Here is a 19929-nt window from a genome sequence, read left to right as displayed (position 1 = left end):
ATTGGCGTCTGTGTCTGGTGTTGAATAAAGTGTAATGAGGCGAACTCTAGAATGAGCAAAATATACGATTCAATATTAGACACTATTGGTAATACGCCAATTGTGAAGATCAATCGCTTAGGCCCTAAGCACGTAAACCTATTTGTTAAAGCTGAATACTTCAACCCCTTATCATCAGTTAAAGACAGGCTGGCAAACGCGATTATCAATGATGCCGAAAGTCGTGGTGCATTAAAACCTGGGCAAACCGTTGTCGAGGCAACATCTGGCAACACAGGAATCGCATTGGCTATGGTTTGTGCCGCGAAAGGCTATCCTTTTGTAGCAGTTATGACTGAAACTTTTTCTGTTGAGCGCCGTAAAATCATGCGTGCATTAGGAGCTAAAGTCGTTCTTACGCCGGCAGCTGAGCGTGGCGTTGGCATGGTTAAAGTGGCAGAGCAACTTGCAGAAAAAAATGGTTGGTTTTTAGCTCGTCAGTTTGAGAACCTGGCCAATCCTGCATATCACAGGAACACTACTGGGCCTGAAATCCTGAGCGCTTTTGCTAACCAAAACTTAGATTATTTTGTCAGTGGCTATGGTACAGGAGGCACTATTACCGGTGTTGGCGAGGTTTTAAAATTAGCCCGGCCTGATATTAAAATCATAGCCACAGAACCAGAAGGTGCTGCTTTATTGCAAGGCAAAGAGTGGCAACCACACAAGATTCAAGGTTGGACGCCAGACTTTATAGCAGACGTTATGAGTCGTGAAGTTTACGACAAGGTAATACCTATTTCCGACGAAGTGGCGCGTGATACTTCTTTGGCTTTAGCTCGAAACGAAGGTATTTTCTGTGGCATATCCTCGGGCGCGACTTTTGCAGCGGCACTAGAAACGGCGCATGAAGCTCCAGAGGGTTCTAATATCTTAGCTATGTTGCCTGATACGGGAGAGCGTTATTTGAGCACTTTCTTGTTTGAGGATATTGAGGAAGGCTCTGATGATGAAATCTTAGCTAGCTTGGATGCGTAATCGCTTCATAACCTAGTATTTGTAGCATCCCTAGAAGTTTTCATAAGCCCGCCTAAAGCGGGCTTTTTATTATTTGATGTTAAGAGTAAACCTTAGCATAATAATTTTATCTTAGTGGAACTGGGGGAGTAGTGAAGCAACCAAGTATTATAAGCCGAAAAGAGGTTAGTGTTTTTTCGACACCGACACTAAAAGGGACTTCCGCGGTTGTTTATCAATTGGGAAAAGCTACCCCGTCAAACCAGTTGCAAGCAATCGCGGGCGAAGAAGGAGCCCCGGCGACCTGTTTTTTCTATCAGCTCAAAGCCAATACTTATTGCGTTCGTTGCTTTAATGCTTCTCAAGAAATTCAGCTATGTGGTCATGGCCTTTTGGCAACTGCTAAAATTATAGCTCGCTTGGGTGTTAAAAACTTTTCATTGTCAACGAAATCACAAGTTGTAAAAGTCGCTTGTGAGTCTGAGAGTGATAGATCTGATAATCAGGTTTGGCTAATCTTTGATGATACGTCAATAATAGCTTCACAGCCTCCGTCTTGGTCAAACAAAGTCTTTAACGAGTTGCCGGATGCGGTATTTACCGTTGGTGACAGCGATGGTTATTTTGTTATGCAGTGGCCTGATGGCTTTAATCTTAAGTCGTTAACTTTAAATCCCACTGAATTGACTAAGCACACGGACAGGGCCCTTATTGCCACTTGCAAAACCACTCTTCCTGAATACGACTACTGTTTTAGGTATTTTGCACCACAGCATGGTGTCGTAGAAGATAAAGCTACAGGATCAGCTCACAGGGTGTTAGTCAGTTACTGGAACAAACGCTTAAATAAATGTAACGTTAAAGCTCTCCAGCTCTCTAATGCAGGGGCCGAGATGATAGGACGTTATGATGTTGGCAAAGTTTGGATATCTGGCGCTGTATCGATTCTGGAGTAAGCTAAAACTAATTATCAATAAACTTTAAGGTAATTCATGTTAGATAAAGTGGACCTCAGCTCGCTACAAGACAGCATGGTAAATGACGATATTCGTTCGCTCGGTGAGCGCTTCTTGACGGTCAGACAAGTTACGGAAGCACTCTGCGAGCCTTTGGGTGTTGAAGACTTGAATTTACAAGCGGTGGCGGAGACAAGTCCCGGAAAGTGGCACCTGGCTCACACCAGTTGGTTTTTTGAGACCTTTATTTTGAAGTCTTTTGAGGAGAACTTCACTCCCTTTAATTCCCAATATGAATATTTATTTAACTCCTACTACAACACAATTGGTGAGCAGTTTTCGCGCGCGAACCGCCACCTTTTATCACGTCCTACGGTAAGCGAAATATACCGTTACCGTCAGGATATTACTCAAAGGATGATAGCGCTTATAAAGAACAATAATCAGCTTGATAAAATAGCGCCTCTGGTTGTCCTTGGTATCAATCATGAGCAGCAGCATCAAGAGTTACTGCTAACGGACATCAAGTACAACCTTTATCAAAATCCATTACTTCCAGCTTATTTACCTTTATCAGAAACACTTGAGAGGAAGCGACCAGATAAGCTCACCGCTAAACAAACTCTAAACTGGATTACATTTGATAAAGGACTCGTTGCTATAGGCAAAGAGCTAGGGGATGGTGTCAGTGCGGATTTTGTTTTTGATAACGAGTCACCAAGGCACCAATGCTTTATTCCGACTTTTGAATTATCAGATCGACTAATTACTAATGGCGAGTATATAGAGTTTATCGAAGCTGGAGGCTATGACGAGCCTAACTATTGGTTGAGCGATGGCTGGTCAATGAAAAATGAAGCAGCCTGGCAGGCGCCTTTGTATTGGTATCATCAAGATGGCTGTTGGTATCAATATACGCTAACAGGGAACATAAAAGTCGATCCAAACGAGCCGGTGTCGCACATTAGTTATTACGAAGCCGATGCCTTTGCAACCTGGGCTGGCGCGCGATTACCGACGGAACAAGAGTGGGAATTAGCGGCCAAAGAACAACCTGTCAGCGGTAATTTACTCTCAAGCAAAACTTTCAGGCCGGTCGCAGCAACTGAGAAAAAAGCGCTTAAGCAGTTATTCGGTGATGTGTGGGAGTGGACATCGAGCAGCTACAGCCCTTACCCTGGCTATTCACCACTAGCAGGGGCTGTTGGCGAATATAATGGTAAATTTATGGCGAACCAATTCGTTCTTAGGGGTGGGTCCTGTGTCACATCCGACGATCATATTCGTGCAACCTACCGTAACTTCTTTTATCCAGAAGCTCGTTGGCAATTTTCTGGCCTTCGTTTAGCCAGAAGCCTATAAGGAGAGAGCGTGATCAATAAAACTTCGTTAGATACTGAGCAAGCGGAAATATTAACAGGCTTACAAGCCGAGCAAAAATTTATTAACCCAAAGTTTTTTTATAATCACCGTGGCTCGAAGCTATTCGAAAAAATCACTCAATTGGATGAATACTATCCAACTCGAACAGAGCGATTAATTCTACAGTCCCGTGCAGGCGCAATTGCGAAGTATATTGACAAGCAGTCGCTAATTGTCGAGCCAGGGGCTGGTAGTTGTAAAAAAATTGAATACTTACTGGAAGCCATTCACCCGAACATTTATGTGCCACAAGATGTGTCGGAGGAATTCTTAAAACGATCCGCAGAGCGATTATCGGAAGATTACCCTTGGTTAACTGTTAGCCCTGTTGTTAGTGACTTTTCAGATCCGATTGAGCTCCCAGCAGAAGTATCTAACCTGACAAAATATGTATTCTACCCAGGCTCAACTATTGGCAACTTCGAACCTGACGATGCACAACATTTTTTGAGTCAAATGCGACAGCTAGTAGGAGAGGCTGGTGGAATGATTTTAGGCGTCGACTTACATAAAGATAACGAAACGCTGCACGCAGCTTATAACGATAAAAGTGGAGTTACAGCAGAATTCAACCTTAATACCTTGGCGCACATCAACCAAATCTTAGGGGCGAACTTCAAACTGGAAGCCTTCGAGCATCTAGCTCTATATAACTCACAAAAGAAACGAATAGAAATGTACTTAAAAAGCCTAGAGAGTGCTAGTTACGAGGTGCTAGGTGAAACAGTCAGTTTTGAAAAAGGTGAGCTGATTCATACAGAGCATTCCTACAAATATACTCTTGATGGAATTGCTGAGCTGGCTAATAAGTCAGGATTTAAGCTAGAGCAAAGCTGGTTAGATGACGATGAACTTTTCAGTGTTAATTACTTGCGAGCTAAATAAGATATTATCTTCCTGCTGTAAGAACAGAAACACCCGCACAAGGCGGGTATTTAATGTATGGCAGTGCAGGAGGGATTACTGCGCGCTGTGCGCTTGCCCTGCGGGTCATCGTCGCATGGCTCCGATGCTGTCTCGTAGCTAACGCTACTCGGCTCGAACCCTTGAGGCTTCTCATCAGCTCCTACAGCCAATAAAAAACCTGCGCAAGGCAGGTTTCTTTATTTGGCGGTGAAGGAGGGATTCGAACCCTCGATACGCGATTAACGTATACACACTTTCCAGGCGTGCGCCTTCAGCCACTCGGCCACTTCACCGTTTTTTAAAACTTTATATGTGTATGGACAGCTAATGTTTCTCTGTCAACACGGCGCACTAATGCGTGCGCGTTACTCGAAAGCGCTGCTTTCTCGCCCTAGCGGGCCACTGTCACAAGTGCCAGTGTTCAAACCTTCGGTTTGTCAGCCACTCGGGCACTTCACCGTTTTTTAAAACTTTATATGTGCATGGACAGCTAATGTTTCTCTGTCAACACGGCGCACTAATGCGTGCGCGTTACTCGAAAGCGCTGCTTTCTCGCCCTAGCGGGCCACTATCACAAGTGCCAGTGTTCAAACCTTCGGTTTGTCAGCCACTCGGGCACTTCACCGTTTTTTAAAACTTTATATGTGCATGGACAGCTAATGTTTCTCTGTCAACACGGCGCACTAATGCGTGCGCGTTACTCGAAAGCGTTGCTTTCTCGCCCTAGCGGGCCACTGTCACAAGTGCCAGTGTTCAAACCTTCGGTTTGTCAGCCACTCGGCCACTTCACCGCAGGCGCGTAAGATAGCGGAAACTGTGTCGCTTGGCAAGTTTGCTTATTCAGATTGGATATAGGCTTCGTGGGGTGACACAATGATGTTCTTCATGGCTTCTCGGCCGAGCAGCATTTTATAACGCATTTTCTTGCGATCCGCTAAAGTAACATCGATATCCCAAGTTTTATTACCAATAGTGATTGGTGTTCTGATTACGTACCGTAATTGTGTTTGGCCATTTGAACTTTTAATCTTTCGGTAATCAATAACTTCACACTTGCACTTAATAGTTTGCTTTGGGTGTCGTTTATAAGGACAAGTCTTAAATTTAACGTACGTGACCCCGCCTTCTTCGAAGGATTGGATGTCAAACGCGTGTAAACTTGACGTTTTTGCCCCTGTGTCGACTTTGACTTTTATCGGGTCTATGTTGAGTTCAGAGAGTTTGGCTTCTTCTTTCCAGCCCACTGTCATTTTGCTCACGAGTCATTCCTCATTGATTGGTCATAAATCATTATCTATTAATTAGCCCTTGCCTTTAGGCTTGTTAGGACCTTTTAAAGAGTCTTTTTCAATGTATTTTATGATAGCTCCCGCGACATCTTTCCCCGTAGCTTTTTCGATTCCTTCTAGCCCTGGCGAAGAATTTACTTCAATAACCAAAGGACCGTGAGCTGACCGAAGCAAATCAACACCAGCTACGTCTAAGCCCATGACTTTGGCAGCTTTGACTGCAAGAGCTCTTTCCTCTGGCTTAAGTTTAGTGACTTCGGCACTACCACCACGGTGTAAGTTTGAACGAAACTCGCCTTCTTTGGCGCTACGTTGCATGGCGGCAATAACTTTATCGCCTACCACAAAGCAGCGAACGTCGGAGCCACCAGATTCTTTAATAAACTCTTGAACTAAGAAGTCTGCGTTTAAACTTCTAAAGGCGTTGATTAAACTTTCTGCGGCTTTATTGGTTTCTGCAAGAACAACACCATTGCCATGAGTGCTTTCAATAATTTTTACTATTAAAGGTGCCCCCCCCACTGACTGGATGATTTCATCAGTAGCATCTACGGCATGTGCGTAACTTGTGATTGGCATACCGACACCCTTACGAGCTAGCAACTGGTGTGCTCGTAGCTTATCGCGTGAACGCGTGATGGCGATGGATTCATTGACAGAATAGACGCCGCCAACTTCAAACTGGCGTAATACGGCAGTACCGTAAGCGGTAACAGAGGCGCCAATTCTTGGAATAACAGCATCAAAATTTAGCTGAGTTACTTCGCCTTTAACTTTACTGTGAACCGTAGGTCGATTAGCAGTGATGTTCATAAAGCATTTTAGAACATCAACAACCTGTGGTTCATGGCCGTGCTCTTTAGCTGCTTCTACCAGTCTACGAGTCGAGTAAAGTTTTGCGTTACGCGAGAGAATACCGATTTTCATGGGCTACCTTGAAATTAAAAGTGATTGTGCTTGTTTTACAGCGGCTAATATAACACACGCCTAATTAAATCTTATAGCTAATAATCATAGTATGAGCCTAGTTATAGTTAGCTCCTATAACTTACTAAAGAAAAAATGAACAATTATTAAGGGCAAATGCAGTGTTCAACGGTAATTACACAGTTGGTTAGAGCTGACGTTTTTTTCAAACTATAAATATTTTATTGAAGAGGGCTTTATTATTCATAACGTTTGAGCGATAATGCGCGCAACTCAGCTGGTCCCCCCGCAACGATACGTTGTGAATCCCGCCAGGCCCGGAAGGGAGCAACGGTAGCAGCCGACTCGTGTGCCGGGGTGTGGCTAGCTGGGCCTTACAGCTTCTACATAAAAAGTTGTACTAAGATTCCAAAAACCGCTAGTGGCAACACTCAGCGGTTTTTTATTGTCCGTGGGTTGAGGTTACGTGGGTAAAACCCTTCTATCCTATTGATTTAAAAGGTTATAAACCTATTCCCTTCAGTTTTCGTATCGACAAAGAGATTTTCCATTTGATCAAAGTGTGCTATGGTTTCTGCATTAAAACGATAAGCATATCTGAACTGATTACTTTATGAGCTATCAAGTGCTCGCCCGTAAATGGCGTCCAAAAAACTTTCAAGAATTGCGTGGTCAAGAACACGTCAGTCGCGCTTTAGTTAACGCGATCGAAAGTGGTCGTCTACACCATGCCTACCTTTTTACAGGCACTCGTGGTGTTGGTAAAACTACTATCGCACGTATTCTCTCTAAGTGTTTGAACTGTGAGGCAGAAGGTATTACTGCAACGCCTTGTGGTCAGTGTGGAAGTTGTACGGAAATTGATGAAGGTCGTTTTGTTGATTTAATTGAGGTGGACGCAGCTTCTCGAACAAAAGTCGATGACACGCGCGAACTCCTTGAAAACGTTCAGTATCGTCCTACTCGTGGCCGCTATAAAGTCTATCTGATAGACGAAGTCCATATGCTCTCTAACAGCTCTTTTAATGCGCTTTTGAAAACTCTTGAAGAACCGCCTGAGCATGTGATTTTCTTATTGGCGACGACGGATCCTCAAAAGCTTCCGGTAACGGTTTTGTCTCGCTGTTTACAGTTCCATCTTAAACACATGGACGAAGAAACGATAGCGAATCACCTAACCTTTATTCTTGAGCAAGAATCGATTAACTTCGAAAGCGTTGCATTACAACTGATCGCGCAGTCTGCGGAAGGTAGTATGCGAGATGCTTTGAGCTTGCTTGATCAAGCGATTGCTTATGGTCAGGGTAAGGTTCTCGAAGAAGATATTCGAACCATGCTAGGCACTATTGATCATAAATTCATGGTGCGTCTGCTGGAAGCTTTAGCAAGCCGCGATAGTGTCATGGCGATAAAAGCGGTGGATGATATGAGCCATTATCCAGTGGACTTTGCTGATGCCTTGAAAGAGCTGCTCAGCCGTATTCATCAGATTGCTGTTTACCAATCAACACAAGTGCTTCTCGATAGCGCCGCGTCCTATGTGTCTGAATTCGCAGAGGTTTTTGAAGCCGCTGATTTGCAGATGTATTATCAACTTGGTTTGCATGCTCGTCGAGATCTCGAATGGGCCCCAACGGCGAGACAAGGCCTAGAGATGGCTTTGTTACGAATGTTAGCATTCCAAATTGATACAGGCTCTGAGCAAAAGGGGCCACAGGCACCAAAAAAAAAAGTTAGTATAAGCTCGAGCTCCTCAACTACAGTTAATCAAGCGCAAAAGCAGAGCCAAGAAACAGCGCATGAGGCTGATGGACAATCCCAATCTAAAATAGAATCGCAAACAGTAGAGTCACCGAATAAGGAGTTGAGTGAAGTCGAGCAGCTCGTTAATCAGCCTTCGAGTGGCACTAAGGCTGATGTAGTAAGCGATGAAGTTGACGCTAGCAAGAAAGAAACTATAGCAGAGGTTGTGTCTAGTCAGCAGTCAGTTCCTAAACCTCCTGTTGCTCAACCTGATAGCAAAGAGCAAACTAATCTTGATGAAAGTGTTAAAGCGCAATCTCAAGCCATTTCAAAAGATAACATCGAAGAAACAACTAGCGCCGTTTCTGATGAACAAAGCAAGTCTTCTTCCGTTGACGATTTTTCGGGTTATGAACAATTCATTCAGCAAGATGAAGAGGATCAAGAAGAACTGTCGATCTTAGGTTTTGAGCAGCCGCCGGTTATTGAAAAACCACAAGTGTCTGAAAAAGAAGATAACAGCGGTGACGATGAAGCATTAGCAAGCTTACATTCAGCTTTGGGCTTAAACCTAACTGGAACAGAGCCCAAGCCGCAAGTGGAAACACCAAAGTCAGCCGGCTCTATAGCTGTCGAGTCTAAAGAACCAGTATTTCAAGAAGAAAACCCTAAAACACCACAAGACCTACATCATCAAGCTCTAGTTGACCAAAACGCCAGTGAACCGCACTCACAGGAAGCTGATGACGACGAACCAGAGCCAGTGAGCTATGATAGCGATATTGAAAGATTGATGCAGGCAAAGCATGACTTCGATCAGCAGCCGCAAGAAGAGCCTACGGCTCAGAACTCGACTCTCAACGAATATCAAACACAAAATTTACAGCCTGATGATGCTGAGCCTGAGTTTATCCCTGAGTTAGACGTTTCAGAAGAAGCAATGGAATGGGCAAATTTGGTGAAAAAGCTTGAATTAGATGGCACTTACCACCAAATAGCTCAGAGCAGTAGTGCTATATGGTCATCTGATCAAACGCTAACCTTAGAGTTAGCGCCTGAACAAGAGATTTTGTTAACCGATAGTGCCAAAAAAAGTGTGCGTAGCTCACTTTCGACATATTTAGGTAAAGAGGTAACCATTGATTGGCAACTGAAACAGCCAAGCATGGAAACTCCGGCAGAGATTTGGCAACATCAAGCAAAACTCAGGTTACAAAAAGCTTGCGAGGACTTAAATCAACATCCGTTTAGCCAAGAGCTTCAGAAACAGTTTGGCGCTAAACTTGATCGTCAGTCAGTTGTCTATTTAAACGACTAGATTCTTTCTCTAGTTATTGTTAAAAATTAATGAAACATTGAGGTATAGCCATGTTTGGTAAAGGCGGTTTGGGCAATATGATGAAGCAAGCCCAGCAAATGCAAGAAAAAATGAAACAAGCGCAAGAGGAAATCGCGAACCTAGAGGTTACCGGTGAAGCTGGTGCAGGAATGGTGAAAGTGACGATGACGGGTCGCCACGACGTTAGGCGCGTTGAAATCGATCCAAGCTTGATGGATGACGACAAAGAATTGCTAGAAGACTTAGTTGCTGCAGCAACAAATGCAGCGGTGCGTAAAGTTGAAGAAGCGACAAAAGAGAAGATGAGTGGGGCGACTGAGGGGATTAATCTCCCTCCAGGTATGAACCTTCCTTTTTAAAAAGCTAATTAAGATGCTCTTTTTGCTCAATTTCGACGTTAAAACTATGCTCGAGTCATTATGTATTATTATACACTCAGCCTCTGCGCGTAGTTTTGCCTTGAACTTGAGCAAAAATAACTGTCTTTCTAAGCATTTTAGCGGCTGAATTTTTTTGATTAATGCGCCTAGAAGAAAGCTCAAATATTCTGCGTTAAAGCTGACCTTAAAGAAAATGACATAAGATTAAATATGCAGTCTCCATTGATAAAAAAGTTGATAGATGCGTTTACCTGCTTACCAGGCGTCGGCCCTAAGTCGGCGCAGCGTATGACTTATAACTTGCTTGAGCGCAATCGTGATGGTGGCATGCATTTATCGTCAGCACTCCAAGCTGCAATGGAGGGCGTTCATCATTGCCAGCGGTGTCGTGACTTTACAGAATCCACTTTATGCGGGATCTGTCAGTCAGAACGTCGTGATAAGTCTTTGCTTTGTATTGTTGAAAGTCCTGCGGATGTTATTGCTATCGAGGCAACAGGCGGCTTTCAGGGGACTTATTTTGTTCTAATGGGGCATTTATCACCACTCGATGGAATTGGCCCTGAAGATATTGGCCTCGATCAGTTAAAACGATTAATTGATGAAGAGTTGCCTTCGGAGGTGATTCTAGCTACAAACTCCACGGTAGAGGGGGAGGCCACCGCACATTTCATCGCTGAATTGCTCAAAGGAACTAGCATTGAATTATCCAGGATAGCTTCAGGCGTACCGCTTGGAGGAGAGCTGGAATATATTGACGGTGGAACCTTAATGCACTCCTTCTCAGGCCGTAAACCTTACGCTTCTTAGCGACGTAAGCTCTAATTTTCGTAACATTTAGCCGACTTTTGATACAATTTGATACTTTTTACTAATGCTCTGCTTTTGGTGTATATTAGTTTTGCTGTAATCATCTAATTTGCAAAGGTAGTGCTATGAAAAAAGAATTTATAAAACTAAAAGTGTTTACGCTTGGTGCATTAGGCTTGTTGTTAACTGCCTGTGGGGGTGGTGGTAGTTCAGGTTCGGAAGAGCCAGAGCCGCCTGTTAGTGAGGCTCCAACCTGGACTGCGGGAGTCTATGAGGACGAATCTAACTTTGAAGCGCGATGTGAAAACCCGCGCTCTGGCCGTGATATCAACGGTAATCCATGGCCAGATCAGCAAGGTAGCCATTTGTACGAAAAGCACTGGCTCCGCTCTTGGAGCAACAATACCTACCTTTGGTATGATGAAATTCAGGATCAAAACCCTGCAAATTTCGGCTTACCAACCGAATACTTTGAAGTTTTAAAAACCACGGCGACAACTAATTCAGGAAACAATAAAGACAACTTCCACTTCTTTATGGATACTGATGACTATCAGCAACAAGCATCTACTGGTGCTTCGTCTGGGTATGGCTTCCGCATTAAGCTGGTCAGTGCCGCTCCTCCACGCCAAATAATCGTCGTTTATACAGAGCCAAACTCTCCAGCATCAGCAGCAAATATAACCCGTGGGGCTGAAATTATTGAAATTGACGGTGCTGCGGTCGTTGATGGTGACGCCAATATTCTGAACGCAGGTCTATTTCCTGCTGAAGAAGGTGAGACCCACGAGTTTGTTATTCGCGATTTAGGAATCAACAGTGAACGAACTGTCTCCCTAACATCTGAGATAGTGACTTCAGATCCTGTGCAAAATGAAACAATATTTAACACAGCCAGTGGCGATGTCGGGTATATGCAGTTTAATACCTTTGGTACACGAACTGCCGAGCAGGAGCTTATTGATGCCTTTGTAAACTTCTCTAACCAAGGCGTTCAAGACTTAGTGGTTGACTTGCGCTACAACGGTGGCGGTTTCTTGTTTATTTCAAGCCAGCTTGCTTACATGGTTGCGGGCGATGCGCAAACTACAGGTCGTGTCTTCGAGGAAACGGTTTGGAATGATCAACACCCCAATTTTAACCCAGTAACTGGAGAGGCACTGCAGCCCACATCGTTTTACAGCACGACTTCTGACGAGGCGACAGCTCCAGGTGGAGTCCTACCAAGCTTGAACTTAAATCGTGTTTTTGTGTTATCCATGCCAGGGACTTGCTCCGCCAGTGAAGCATTTATTAATGGCCTTCGTGGTATTGATGTCGAAGTTATCTTAATTGGTGATACGACTTGCGGTAAGCCTTATGGTTTCTACCCAACGGATAATTGTGGTACGACTTATTTCACAATCCAGTTTAGTGGCGAAAATGATAAAGGATTTGGTGAATATGCCGACGGTTTCGTACCTTCTTCAACGGATAATGGACAAGACTTCGTAAAAGGGTGTGTGCTTGAAGATGACTTCAATCATCTTTTAGGCGACCCAGATGAAGCGTTACTTGCGGCTGCGTTAGAGTACCAAGCAACAGGAGCTTGTCCATCAGGAACTGCGAACAAACAAGCTAAGCGCCATGCTCAAAAAGCCTACGTTTCGCCTGAGTCTCTGTTAAATTCAGAAAGAGTCCAGCAACGCTTATTTATCGAGCAAAGTAAGTTCTTAGAGATCCCTAAGGAGCTAATGAATGAATAAACTTTGGATTGGATTAGTGGCCTTTACACTAGGATTAATGGGTTGCAAAACGACCGAGTGGGACAAGGAGAAAGCCTTGCCCGCTACAGTTGTAGGCTTTGAAAAAGAAGCTAAGGACGAAATCGCCGGTATTATTAATCAAATTATGCCAGGTGCTAATGTCGCTCTTGCGGATGATATATTTAGCACAGACAATCGTCTTTTTATTCAACGCAAGCCAGTGATGGTAGACGGTAACCCGGCACAGGGACGAATTACCGAAATGCCGCGCAAATTTGAGCTTTATCACTTAGAAGACACCTGCTTTCTGGTGGATTCAAAGTCGAGCGATATCTTTATCCTTGAGACTGTATCCTGCAAGCCTATGGGGTAAAGTAAGTCTTATCATGAAAAGCCAGCTTCCCGCTGGCTTTTTTGTGTTTAGACAAAAATATTCTATTGAAAAATTGTAACTCAACCCCATTCTAGAGGTACTGTCAGTTAACCTATTGAAAGTAAGAATATGTCAGAAACAGCAACTAAAAAAACGCATTCTTTTCAAACCGAAGTAAAACAGTTGTTGCACTTGATGGTGCACTCTCTGTATTCCAATAAAGAAATCTTTTTGCGCGAGCTTATTTCAAACGCGGCCGATGCGGCGGATAAGCTACGTTTCAAAGCGCTGAAAGATAGTAGCCTATATGGCGATGATGCAGATTTGAAGATCCGTATCACAACTGATAAAGACGCCAAGACGCTGACTATTTCGGATAACGGCATCGGTATGACCGAGCAAGAAGTTATCAATAACTTAGGTACGATCGCTAAATCAGGAACGGCTGATTTTATACAGCAGTTGACTGGCGATCAGAAGAAGGACTCTAAACTCATTGGTCAGTTTGGTGTGGGTTTCTATTCTGCATTTATCGTTGCCGACAAGGTTACAGTTGTGACTCGAGGAGCGGCTGCTGGAATCAACGGAGCTGTGATTTGGGAGTCAGCTGGCGACGGTGAATTCACCATCGAGCAGACCGAAAAAGAAAATCGTGGTACTGATATAATTCTTCATTTAAAAGAAGGCGAAGAAGAGTTTCTGGAAGAGTTCCGCCTACGCAATATCATTGGTAAATATTCAGACCATATTTCCTTGCCAGTAGAGATGAAGAAGATGGCGAGCGGGGAAGATGATAAGGCTGAAAAGGAAGAGTTTGAAGCAGTAAATAAAGCCACAGCGCTTTGGACTCGCAGCAAATCTGATATTTCTGTTGACGAGTATCAGGAATTCTATAAGCATATTTCGCACGACTTCCAGGACGCTTTAACTTGGAGCCATAACCAAGTTGAAGGTAATCAGGAGTACACAAGCTTACTCTATATTCCTTCAAAAGCTCCGTTCGATTTGTGGAACCGTGACCGTGTACGTGGTGTGAAATTATACGTGCAGCGTGTTTTCATTATGGACGACGCCGAGCAGTTCTTGCCTGTATACTTACGATTTGTACGCGGACTGATCGACTCTAACGACTTGCCACTAAACGTCTCGCGAGAAATATTGCAAGATTCAAAAGTCACTCAGTCTTTAAGAAACGCAACGGTTTCGCGTATTCTGAAAATGCTTGAGCAATTGGCGAAAAAAGACAAAGAGAAGTATCAACAGTTCTGGAACGAGTTCGGTCAGGTTCTCAAAGAGGGTACGGGCGAAGACTTTGCAAACAAAGAGAAAATTGCCAAGTTGTTCCGCTTTAGCTCCACGCATACTGATAGCAAAGAGCAAACTGTCTCGCTTGACGAATACATTGAGCGCATGAAGCCTGAGCAAGAAAAGATTTACTATATTGCTACAGATAGCTTCCTTGCCGCTAAAAATAGCCCGCATCTTGAGGTTTTCCGTAAGAAAGGCATTGAAGTCTTGCTAATGCACGATCGCATTGACGAGTGGACAATCTCGCACTTGAACGAATACGAAGGCAAGCAGTTTGTTTCTGTGACACAAGGCGATTTGGACTTAGGTAACCTTGAAGATGCAGAAGACAAAAAAGCCCAAGAGAAAGCGTCAGAAGAGCATAAAGAGCTCGTAGAGCGCATCAAAACAGTGCTTGGCGACAAAGTTGCTGATGTGAAAGTGACCATGCGATTGACCAATACGCCAGCTTGTATTGTCGCAGGTCAAGGCGATATGCCACTGCAAATGGTTAAAATGCTTCAAGCTGCTGGCCAGGATGTGCCTGACGTAAAGCCAGTGTTCGAAATCAACCCTGAGCACGCTCTGATTAACCTTGTGGAAAAAGAGCAGGGCGATGAACAGTTTGCAGAGTGGGTTGATGTCCTGTTTGATCAGGCTCTATTGGCAGAGCAAGGTCAATTAGACGACCCAGCAAGTTTTGCGAGCAAACTCAATAAATTACTTTTGAAACTCGCAAGTTAATTTTAAAGTGCAATTGAAATCTAAATGCCGCATTTATTGCGGCATTTTTTAAGGGTGTTTAGAGTGAATCGTTATAGTTGTGGTATGAAAGAGGTATTCTTGTTACTAGAATTTCGTGAATTATATAAGTAAAGTTATTTAGACTAGTAGTTTTAATCAATATTGGGAGCGACATGGATAATAACTGGGAGCTATACAAAATAATAACCAATGATATTGCAAGGTATCGAGACTGGCCCATACGTGTACTTACCTTTACTTCTGCACTTCACTTTGCTTTATTGGTAGTACTTACAGTAAAAGAGCTTAATGTTGGTTATGTATGGCAGTTTGTCATTTCAATATTCTTGGTAATTATTTGGGTTTCTTCACTATATCACTTCGCTAATTGTCATAAAGAGTACCTTCGTTTAAGAAACGTCCAAGTGAAGCTAAACAATAAACTAGACCTAGACAATTCAATTTATCCAATAGAATGGTTTAAAGAACGACCAATTGAACTGAAAGAAGGATTATGGGGGTGGGGTTTTTATGGTATTTACGCAACAGTACTGTGTTTCCTAAGCTTAGGGCTAATCTGGAAAAGCTCTGTGAGCTGATAATCGGTTTTCATATTATTAATCTAGTTACCCCTAGCCTCTAATCTTTCTAGTTGCTAGAATTTAAGTAACAGAACTGATAGTTACCGCCAAAGGCGGTTTTTTTATGAAGAAATTTTTATCAAGCACCTTATTCAAGGTGTTGTTTGCTATAGGTGTACTAGCTATTTTCATAGGCTCAGTTATGCCTGGAAAGCAGCTGCCAAGCAATCTCCCTTGGGATAAAGCTTTGCACTTCATTGGTTATTTTGGTCTCGCCTTTCTTGCTCGCATGGGCTCTGATAAGAGGCCAACCTGGCTGTTAATTGTGGCTTGTATCGCTTTTTCTTTTCTTATCGAAATCGCTCAAATGTACATTCCGAATAGGGGGTTTGAGTGGCCTGACTTATTGGCAAATAGCTTAGGAGTTCTGGCTGGAACCTTGTGTGCTATCCCTATTAAGCACTACCTAAAAAAGCGCAGGCTCATGCGCACGTATTAGTGGGAGTAGGTGAATCCTTTCAGTATTCTGCCTTAAAAGTTTTCGATATCTATACTGAATATCTATGCTGTAAAGCAAACAGGAGGCCTCGTTCATTACTGCGGGCAGCTTGTAGTCATGATGTGCTATGACCTCATATTGCTTAATTTTTACTTGAGATACTAGGCTATTCCAAGTATCTTTACCGCCTACAAAGGCAATATTTACCAATAAGGCTAGGAGACTTCGCTCATGCGAATTATTTTGTTGGGTGCACCAGGCGCAGGTAAAGGCACTCAGGCTCAATTTATCAAAGAAAAATACAATATCCCGCAGATTTCAACAGGCGATATGCTTCGCGCAGCCGTTAAAGCAGGAACAGAAATGGGGCTACAAGCCAAGCAGAAAATGGATGCTGGCGAATTAGTGTCAGATGACATCATCATTGGTATCGTTAAAGAGCGAGTCAAAGAAGATGATTGCCGAAATGGTTATTTATTAGACGGTTTCCCTCGCACTATTCCTCAAGCCGATGCTATGCGTGAAAACAATATTAATGTTGATTACGTTGTTGAAATCGATGTTGACCATGAAGAAATCGTAAAGCGCCTTAGTGGTCGTCGAGTTCACCCAGAATCAGGTCGTGTTTACCACGTAACTTATAATCCGCCTAAAGAAGAAGGCAGGGATGATGTTTCTGGTGAACCTTTAATTCAACGTGATGATGATCAAGAAGATACAGTTCGCCGTCGCCTAGCAGTATACGAAGAACAGACGCGTCCTTTGGTTGCTTATTATTCCGAGTGGGCTGAGCGTGATGCTGAGAATGCGCCACAATATGTCAGCGTGAAAGGCGTAGGCTCAGTGGAAGATATTCGTGACGCAATTTTTGCTGGATTAGAAAAATAAAGATCTAAACTAGCTAACAATGAAGTGAGAAATAGATTGAAAAAACAAGGTGTTTTGTTGTGTAACTTGGGGACTCCAGATGAACCAACGCCGGAAGCAGTTCGTCGTTATTTAGCGGAGTTTTTGCATGATAAACGTGTTGTATCTATTTCTCGCTGGATTTGGTGCATTATCCTTCATGGTATTGTTTTAAGAGTTAGACCAGCGAAAGTCGCTAAGGCTTATAAGAAGATTTGGCTAAAAGAAGGTTCACCTTTATTAGTTATCACTCAAAAGCAACGCCAAAAACTTCAAAATGAAATCAATGAGCGCTTCGTCGATCAGCGCTATGGAAAGCATGTGCCGGTAGAGATCGCCATGGCGTATGGCAACCCATCGATTTCAAGCGGTTTGCAAGCCTTAAAAAACCAGGGCTGTGAACGCATTATCGTACTACCGCTTTACCCTCAGTATTCGTCCGCTACTACAGCGTCGATCTTCGATCGCGTTGCAAAGCACTTTAAAAATGAATTCTATGTTCCTGAAATCACTTATGTTGGTGATTATCATGATCATCCTCACTATATTCACTCGCTGGTTCGCTCTGTAGAACGATTTCGCGAGCAGCATGGCGATTCGCAAAAGTTACTATTCTCATTCCATGGCGTTCCTGAAAGATTTTCTAAAAAAGGCGATCCTTACGAGTCCCAGTGTCGCAAGACTGCGGAGTTAGTAGTTAAAGGTTTGGGTCTAGGCGAGGATGATTATGCTGTATCTTTCCAGTCAAGATTTGGGAAAGAGGAGTGGATTAAGCCTTACACCGATGAGCTTCTAACAAGTTGGGCCAAAGAGGGCGTAGAATCAGTACAGGTCATTAGTCCTGCTTTTAGTGCAGACTGTTTGGAAACCTTAGAAGAGCTGGCTATAGAAAATCGCGATACTTTCATTGAAAATGGTGGTAGCGAATATCAATACATTCCAGCTTTAAACGACGACCGTGGGCATATAGAACTTATGCTACAGCTCATTGAGCAGCGATTGTTAACTTAGTGCATACCTGAACTCTGTATTTGTGTCGGAATCTTCTCAAAACCTAGAACTCACTGAGCTTTTCTCTTCAGAAGGCCCTTTATCAAAGGTCTTTAAAGGCTTTAAGCAGCGTATTGAGCAGTTGCAGATGGCGCAGTCCATTGAAGCCGTTATTGAGTCAGATGAATCCATCTGCATCGAAGCTGGAACCGGAACCGGTAAAACTTTTGGTTATTTAGTTCCAGCTTTGAAAGCTTGGTATCTCCACGACAAAAAAATCATAGTCTCTACTGGCACTAAGAATCTACAAGACCAGCTCTTTTATCGAGACTTGCCAAATATGCGCGATGCTTTGTCGGTGTCGCCAAAAATCGCTTTACTCAAAGGGCGTAATAACTACTTATGTACTTACCGCATGGATCAAAGCCTTGATTCTGGTCAATTCCAAAGTCGTTCTATGGTCGATACGCTTGCTAAAGTTAAGTCTTGGTCGAGTCAGACGCAAAGTGGTGACTTAACTCAGTGTAAAGACCTTTCGGACAACGATCCCCTCTGGCCTTATGTGACCTCGACCAATGATAACTGCCTTGGGGTTGAGTGCCCTGATTTTGCGGACTGTTATGTTGCTAAAGCGCGTCAAAAAGCAACTACTGCTGATGTGGTTGTGGTCAACCATCACCTTTTATTAGCGGATATGGTGCTTAAAGATGATGGCTTTGGCGAGCTACTGCCTGATGCAGACACGGTAATTGTTGATGAAGCACACCAGCTGACAGATATTGCCCATAGTTTTTATGGGCAGCGATTAACTAGCCGTCAGTTAATGGAGTTGTGCAGAGATACTGAGTTAGAGGCGCTAACTACGGCAAGAGATGACCGACAATTAAGTGTTGGTGTGCGTCGAGTAGAAGGGGCTGTAAATGAAGTCCGACTTGAGTTTGGCGAGTCTGGGCGAAAAGTTAACTGGCAACTTATTGCCACACCAGCATTACAAGCTAAGCTCAAAGACCTAGAAAAAGAGGTAACAGCTTTGTGTGAGCGTTTAGAGCGCCATGCGAGCCGTTCGAAAGGTCTAGACAGTTGTCATAGACGTTGTGAAGAGTCATTACAAACTTTAGTACTTTTCAATAGCACCTTTAGTCCGAGCAATGATGAAAAAGCTTATCCTGCAGTGCGCTGGGTAGAAACCTATCGCAATGGCTTTGCAGTCCTTGAGACGCCTCTCAATGTTTCAGAGTCTTTTTCTCGAAGTCGTAATGAGCATGCCGCAAAAAGTTGGGTTTTTACTTCTGCCACCTTAACCCAAGCCGATGATTTTGGCTTATTTAAAAAAGAGCTGGGGCTAGAAAAAGCTAAAGACTTAGTTTTGCCCAGTCCCTTTGATTATGCCTCACAAGCGATTCTTCATATCCCTCGCGGATTACCTGACCCGCGAGATAGGAGTTATGTTGAGAAATGGCAAGCGCAAGTATTACCTCTGATTGAAGCTAATCCTGGCGGCACTTTTGTGTTGTTTACAAGCTACGCTGCTTTGAATAAGGTTAAAGACCTTTGGCAAGAAAAGCTCCATGATAAAAAGGTTTTTGCCCAGGGCGAATTACCTAAGAACGAGCTGATTGAACAATTTCGTGAAAAGGGTGATGCGGTACTACTCGCCACATCGAGCTTTTGGGAAGGGGTTGACGTTAAGGGCATGGCCCTGAGTCTTGTGGTGATTGATAAACTACCTTTCTCTGCGCCAGATGAACCATTGATTGAGGCTAAGATTCAGGCTGCACGCAAAAGTGGTAAAAACCCTTTCTTCGATATCCAGATTCCTGAAGCTATTATCAGCTTAAAACAGGGGGCAGGGCGACTTATTCGAGACTATAAGGATAGTGGTGTGTTGGTACTATGTGATCCACGTTTGATTGCTAACAAATACGGGCAAACTTTTCTGAAAAGCTTGCCACCAATGAGACGCACCCGTGAGCAAAATGTTGTGATAGAATTCTTATTATCTCTAAACCAAGATATCAAAAATAACGATTAAGCAA

The 19929-nt window shown here is 43.5% G+C and carries 20 protein-coding genes, 1 tRNA gene and 2 other RNA genes; 19 read left to right on the top strand and 4 right to left on the bottom strand.

The genetic code is table 11. The annotated features are described in order from the left end of the window. Positions 1–51 precede the first annotated feature (51 nt). The 4 genes from cysK to egtD all read left to right on the top strand — a co-directional run bounded on the left by cysK (position 52) and on the right by egtD (position 4259). Positions 52–1017 carry a cysteine synthase A gene (gene cysK, locus ABD128_RS00355; RefSeq protein ID WP_343985084.1) on the top strand — a complete coding sequence of 322 codons (966 nt, stop codon included), beginning with the start codon at positions 52–54 and terminating at the stop codon, positions 1015–1017. Between the two features lie 131 nt (positions 1018–1148). Beyond that, the gene (locus ABD128_RS00350; RefSeq protein ID WP_343985082.1) at positions 1149–1952 is read left to right on the top strand and encodes a PhzF family phenazine biosynthesis protein; all 804 of its coding nucleotides are present in this window, start codon (positions 1149–1151) and stop codon (positions 1950–1952) included. 36 nt (positions 1953–1988) lie between these two features. Next, entirely contained in the window at positions 1989–3314 is a 1326-nt protein-coding gene (gene egtB, locus ABD128_RS00345; RefSeq protein ID WP_343985080.1) for an ergothioneine biosynthesis protein EgtB, read from the top strand. 9 nt (positions 3315–3323) lie between these two features. Next, the gene (gene egtD, locus ABD128_RS00340; protein ID WP_343985078.1) at positions 3324–4259 is read left to right on the top strand and encodes an L-histidine N(alpha)-methyltransferase; all 936 of its coding nucleotides are present in this window, start codon (positions 3324–3326) and stop codon (positions 4257–4259) included. Between the two features lie 58 nt (positions 4260–4317). On the opposite strand, the gene ABD128_RS00335 is transcribed toward egtD, so the two are convergent. Together ABD128_RS00335 and ABD128_RS00330 are read right to left on the bottom strand one after the other, a co-directional pair. After that, positions 4318–4456: non-coding RNA, RtT sRNA (locus tag ABD128_RS00335), on the bottom strand. A gap of 26 nt (positions 4457–4482) precedes the next feature. Next, positions 4483–4573, bottom strand: a tRNA-Ser gene (locus tag ABD128_RS00330). 34 nt (positions 4574–4607) lie between these two features. Between ABD128_RS00330 and ABD128_RS00325 the strand changes: the two genes are divergently transcribed. The 3 genes from ABD128_RS00325 to ABD128_RS00315 are packed head-to-tail and all read left to right on the top strand — an operon-like array spanning position 4608 to position 5083. Next, positions 4608–4748: a hypothetical protein gene (locus ABD128_RS00325; protein WP_343985076.1), complete on the top strand. Its 141-nt coding sequence runs from the start codon at positions 4608–4610 to the stop codon at positions 4746–4748. A 25-nt stretch (positions 4749–4773) separates the two neighbouring features. Beyond that, positions 4774–4914 (top strand): hypothetical protein, encoded by a 141-nt coding sequence (locus ABD128_RS00320; RefSeq protein ID WP_343985076.1) that lies wholly within the window; start codon positions 4774–4776, stop codon positions 4912–4914. Between the two features lie 25 nt (positions 4915–4939). Beyond that, positions 4940–5083 (top strand): hypothetical protein, encoded by a 144-nt coding sequence (locus ABD128_RS00315; RefSeq protein WP_343985074.1) that lies wholly within the window; start codon positions 4940–4942, stop codon positions 5081–5083. A gap of 33 nt (positions 5084–5116) precedes the next feature. Here ABD128_RS00315 and ABD128_RS00310 read toward each other — a convergent pair whose 3' ends face one another. Further along, complete coding sequence (locus tag ABD128_RS00310) at positions 5117–5530, bottom strand: ATP-dependent zinc protease family protein (RefSeq protein WP_343986523.1); 414 nt, start codon at positions 5528–5530, stop codon at positions 5117–5119. 51 nt (positions 5531–5581) lie between these two features. Next, complete coding sequence (gene rimK, locus ABD128_RS00305; protein WP_343985072.1) at positions 5582–6496, bottom strand: 30S ribosomal protein S6--L-glutamate ligase; 915 nt, start codon at positions 6494–6496, stop codon at positions 5582–5584. A 275-nt stretch (positions 6497–6771) separates the two neighbouring features. On the opposite strand from rimK, the gene ffs reads away from it, so the two are divergent. The 12 genes from ffs to yoaA all read left to right on the top strand — a co-directional run bounded on the left by ffs (position 6772) and on the right by yoaA (position 19925). Further along, positions 6772–6868, top strand: an RNA gene (gene ffs / locus ABD128_RS00300) — signal recognition particle sRNA small type. 241 nt (positions 6869–7109) lie between these two features. Continuing rightward, a complete protein-coding gene (gene dnaX / locus ABD128_RS00295) occupies positions 7110–9557 on the top strand; it encodes a DNA polymerase III subunit gamma/tau (protein ID WP_343985070.1) in 2448 nt (815 codons plus the stop codon). 50 nt (positions 9558–9607) lie between these two features. Beyond that, on the top strand, positions 9608–9937 hold the full coding sequence (locus tag ABD128_RS00290; RefSeq protein ID WP_343985068.1) for a YbaB/EbfC family nucleoid-associated protein: 330 nt from the start codon (positions 9608–9610) through the stop codon (positions 9935–9937). A 231-nt stretch (positions 9938–10168) separates the two neighbouring features. Continuing rightward, complete coding sequence (recR, locus tag ABD128_RS00285; RefSeq protein ID WP_343985066.1) at positions 10169–10768, top strand: recombination mediator RecR; 600 nt, start codon at positions 10169–10171, stop codon at positions 10766–10768. A 125-nt stretch (positions 10769–10893) separates the two neighbouring features. Continuing rightward, on the top strand, positions 10894–12513 hold the full coding sequence (locus ABD128_RS00280; protein WP_343985064.1) for a S41 family peptidase: 1620 nt from the start codon (positions 10894–10896) through the stop codon (positions 12511–12513). Next, complete coding sequence (locus ABD128_RS00275; RefSeq protein WP_343985062.1) at positions 12506–12886, top strand: hypothetical protein; 381 nt, start codon at positions 12506–12508, stop codon at positions 12884–12886. The genes ABD128_RS00280 and ABD128_RS00275 overlap by 8 nt, the downstream gene beginning before the upstream one ends. A 129-nt stretch (positions 12887–13015) precedes the next feature. Further along, complete coding sequence (gene htpG / locus ABD128_RS00270) at positions 13016–14917, top strand: molecular chaperone HtpG (protein WP_343985060.1); 1902 nt, start codon at positions 13016–13018, stop codon at positions 14915–14917. A 173-nt stretch (positions 14918–15090) separates the two neighbouring features. Next, the gene (locus ABD128_RS00265) at positions 15091–15516 is read left to right on the top strand and encodes a hypothetical protein (protein WP_343985058.1); all 426 of its coding nucleotides are present in this window, start codon (positions 15091–15093) and stop codon (positions 15514–15516) included. Between the two features lie 106 nt (positions 15517–15622). Further along, the gene (locus ABD128_RS00260) at positions 15623–15997 is read left to right on the top strand and encodes a VanZ family protein (protein WP_343985056.1); all 375 of its coding nucleotides are present in this window, start codon (positions 15623–15625) and stop codon (positions 15995–15997) included. 231 nt (positions 15998–16228) lie between these two features. Next, positions 16229–16885, top strand: coding sequence for an adenylate kinase (adk, locus tag ABD128_RS00255; RefSeq protein ID WP_343985054.1), 657 nt, complete (start codon positions 16229–16231; stop codon positions 16883–16885). Between the two features lie 36 nt (positions 16886–16921). Further along, the gene (gene hemH / locus ABD128_RS00250; protein WP_343985052.1) at positions 16922–17914 is read left to right on the top strand and encodes a ferrochelatase; all 993 of its coding nucleotides are present in this window, start codon (positions 16922–16924) and stop codon (positions 17912–17914) included. A gap of 22 nt (positions 17915–17936) precedes the next feature. Further along, entirely contained in the window at positions 17937–19925 is a 1989-nt protein-coding gene (yoaA, locus tag ABD128_RS00245) for a DNA repair helicase YoaA (RefSeq protein WP_343985050.1), read from the top strand. Positions 19926–19929 lie beyond the last annotated feature (4 nt).

Origin of the sequence: Kangiella japonica, from assembly GCF_039523535.1 — a bacterium.
Taxonomy (GTDB): domain Bacteria; phylum Pseudomonadota; class Gammaproteobacteria; order Enterobacterales; family Kangiellaceae; genus Kangiella; species Kangiella japonica.
This window is presented reverse-complemented; position numbering and strand designations above follow the sequence as displayed.

Coding starts and splice junctions, on each gene's coding strand:
- cysK (WP_343985084.1), top strand. CDS start 52: ATGAGCAAAATATACGATTCAATATTAGACACTATTGGTAATACGCCA.
- egtB (WP_343985080.1), top strand. CDS start 1,989: ATGTTAGATAAAGTGGACCTCAGCTCGCTACAAGACAGCATGGTAAAT.
- ABD128_RS00325 (WP_343985076.1), top strand. CDS start 4,608: ATGTTTCTCTGTCAACACGGCGCACTAATGCGTGCGCGTTACTCGAAA.
- ABD128_RS00320 (WP_343985076.1), top strand. CDS start 4,774: ATGTTTCTCTGTCAACACGGCGCACTAATGCGTGCGCGTTACTCGAAA.
- ABD128_RS00315 (WP_343985074.1), top strand. CDS start 4,940: ATGTTTCTCTGTCAACACGGCGCACTAATGCGTGCGCGTTACTCGAAA.
- ABD128_RS00310 (WP_343986523.1), bottom strand. CDS start 5,530: ATGACAGTGGGCTGGAAAGAAGAAGCCAAACTCTCTGAACTCAACATA.
- rimK (WP_343985072.1), bottom strand. CDS start 6,496: ATGAAAATCGGTATTCTCTCGCGTAACGCAAAACTTTACTCGACTCGT.
- dnaX (WP_343985070.1), top strand. CDS start 7,110: ATGAGCTATCAAGTGCTCGCCCGTAAATGGCGTCCAAAAAACTTTCAA.
- ABD128_RS00290 (WP_343985068.1), top strand. CDS start 9,608: ATGTTTGGTAAAGGCGGTTTGGGCAATATGATGAAGCAAGCCCAGCAA.
- recR (WP_343985066.1), top strand. CDS start 10,169: ATGCAGTCTCCATTGATAAAAAAGTTGATAGATGCGTTTACCTGCTTA.
- ABD128_RS00280 (WP_343985064.1), top strand. CDS start 10,894: ATGAAAAAAGAATTTATAAAACTAAAAGTGTTTACGCTTGGTGCATTA.
- ABD128_RS00275 (WP_343985062.1), top strand. CDS start 12,506: ATGAATAAACTTTGGATTGGATTAGTGGCCTTTACACTAGGATTAATG.
- htpG (WP_343985060.1), top strand. CDS start 13,016: ATGTCAGAAACAGCAACTAAAAAAACGCATTCTTTTCAAACCGAAGTA.
- ABD128_RS00265 (WP_343985058.1), top strand. CDS start 15,091: ATGGATAATAACTGGGAGCTATACAAAATAATAACCAATGATATTGCA.
- ABD128_RS00260 (WP_343985056.1), top strand. CDS start 15,623: ATGAAGAAATTTTTATCAAGCACCTTATTCAAGGTGTTGTTTGCTATA.
- adk (WP_343985054.1), top strand. CDS start 16,229: ATGCGAATTATTTTGTTGGGTGCACCAGGCGCAGGTAAAGGCACTCAG.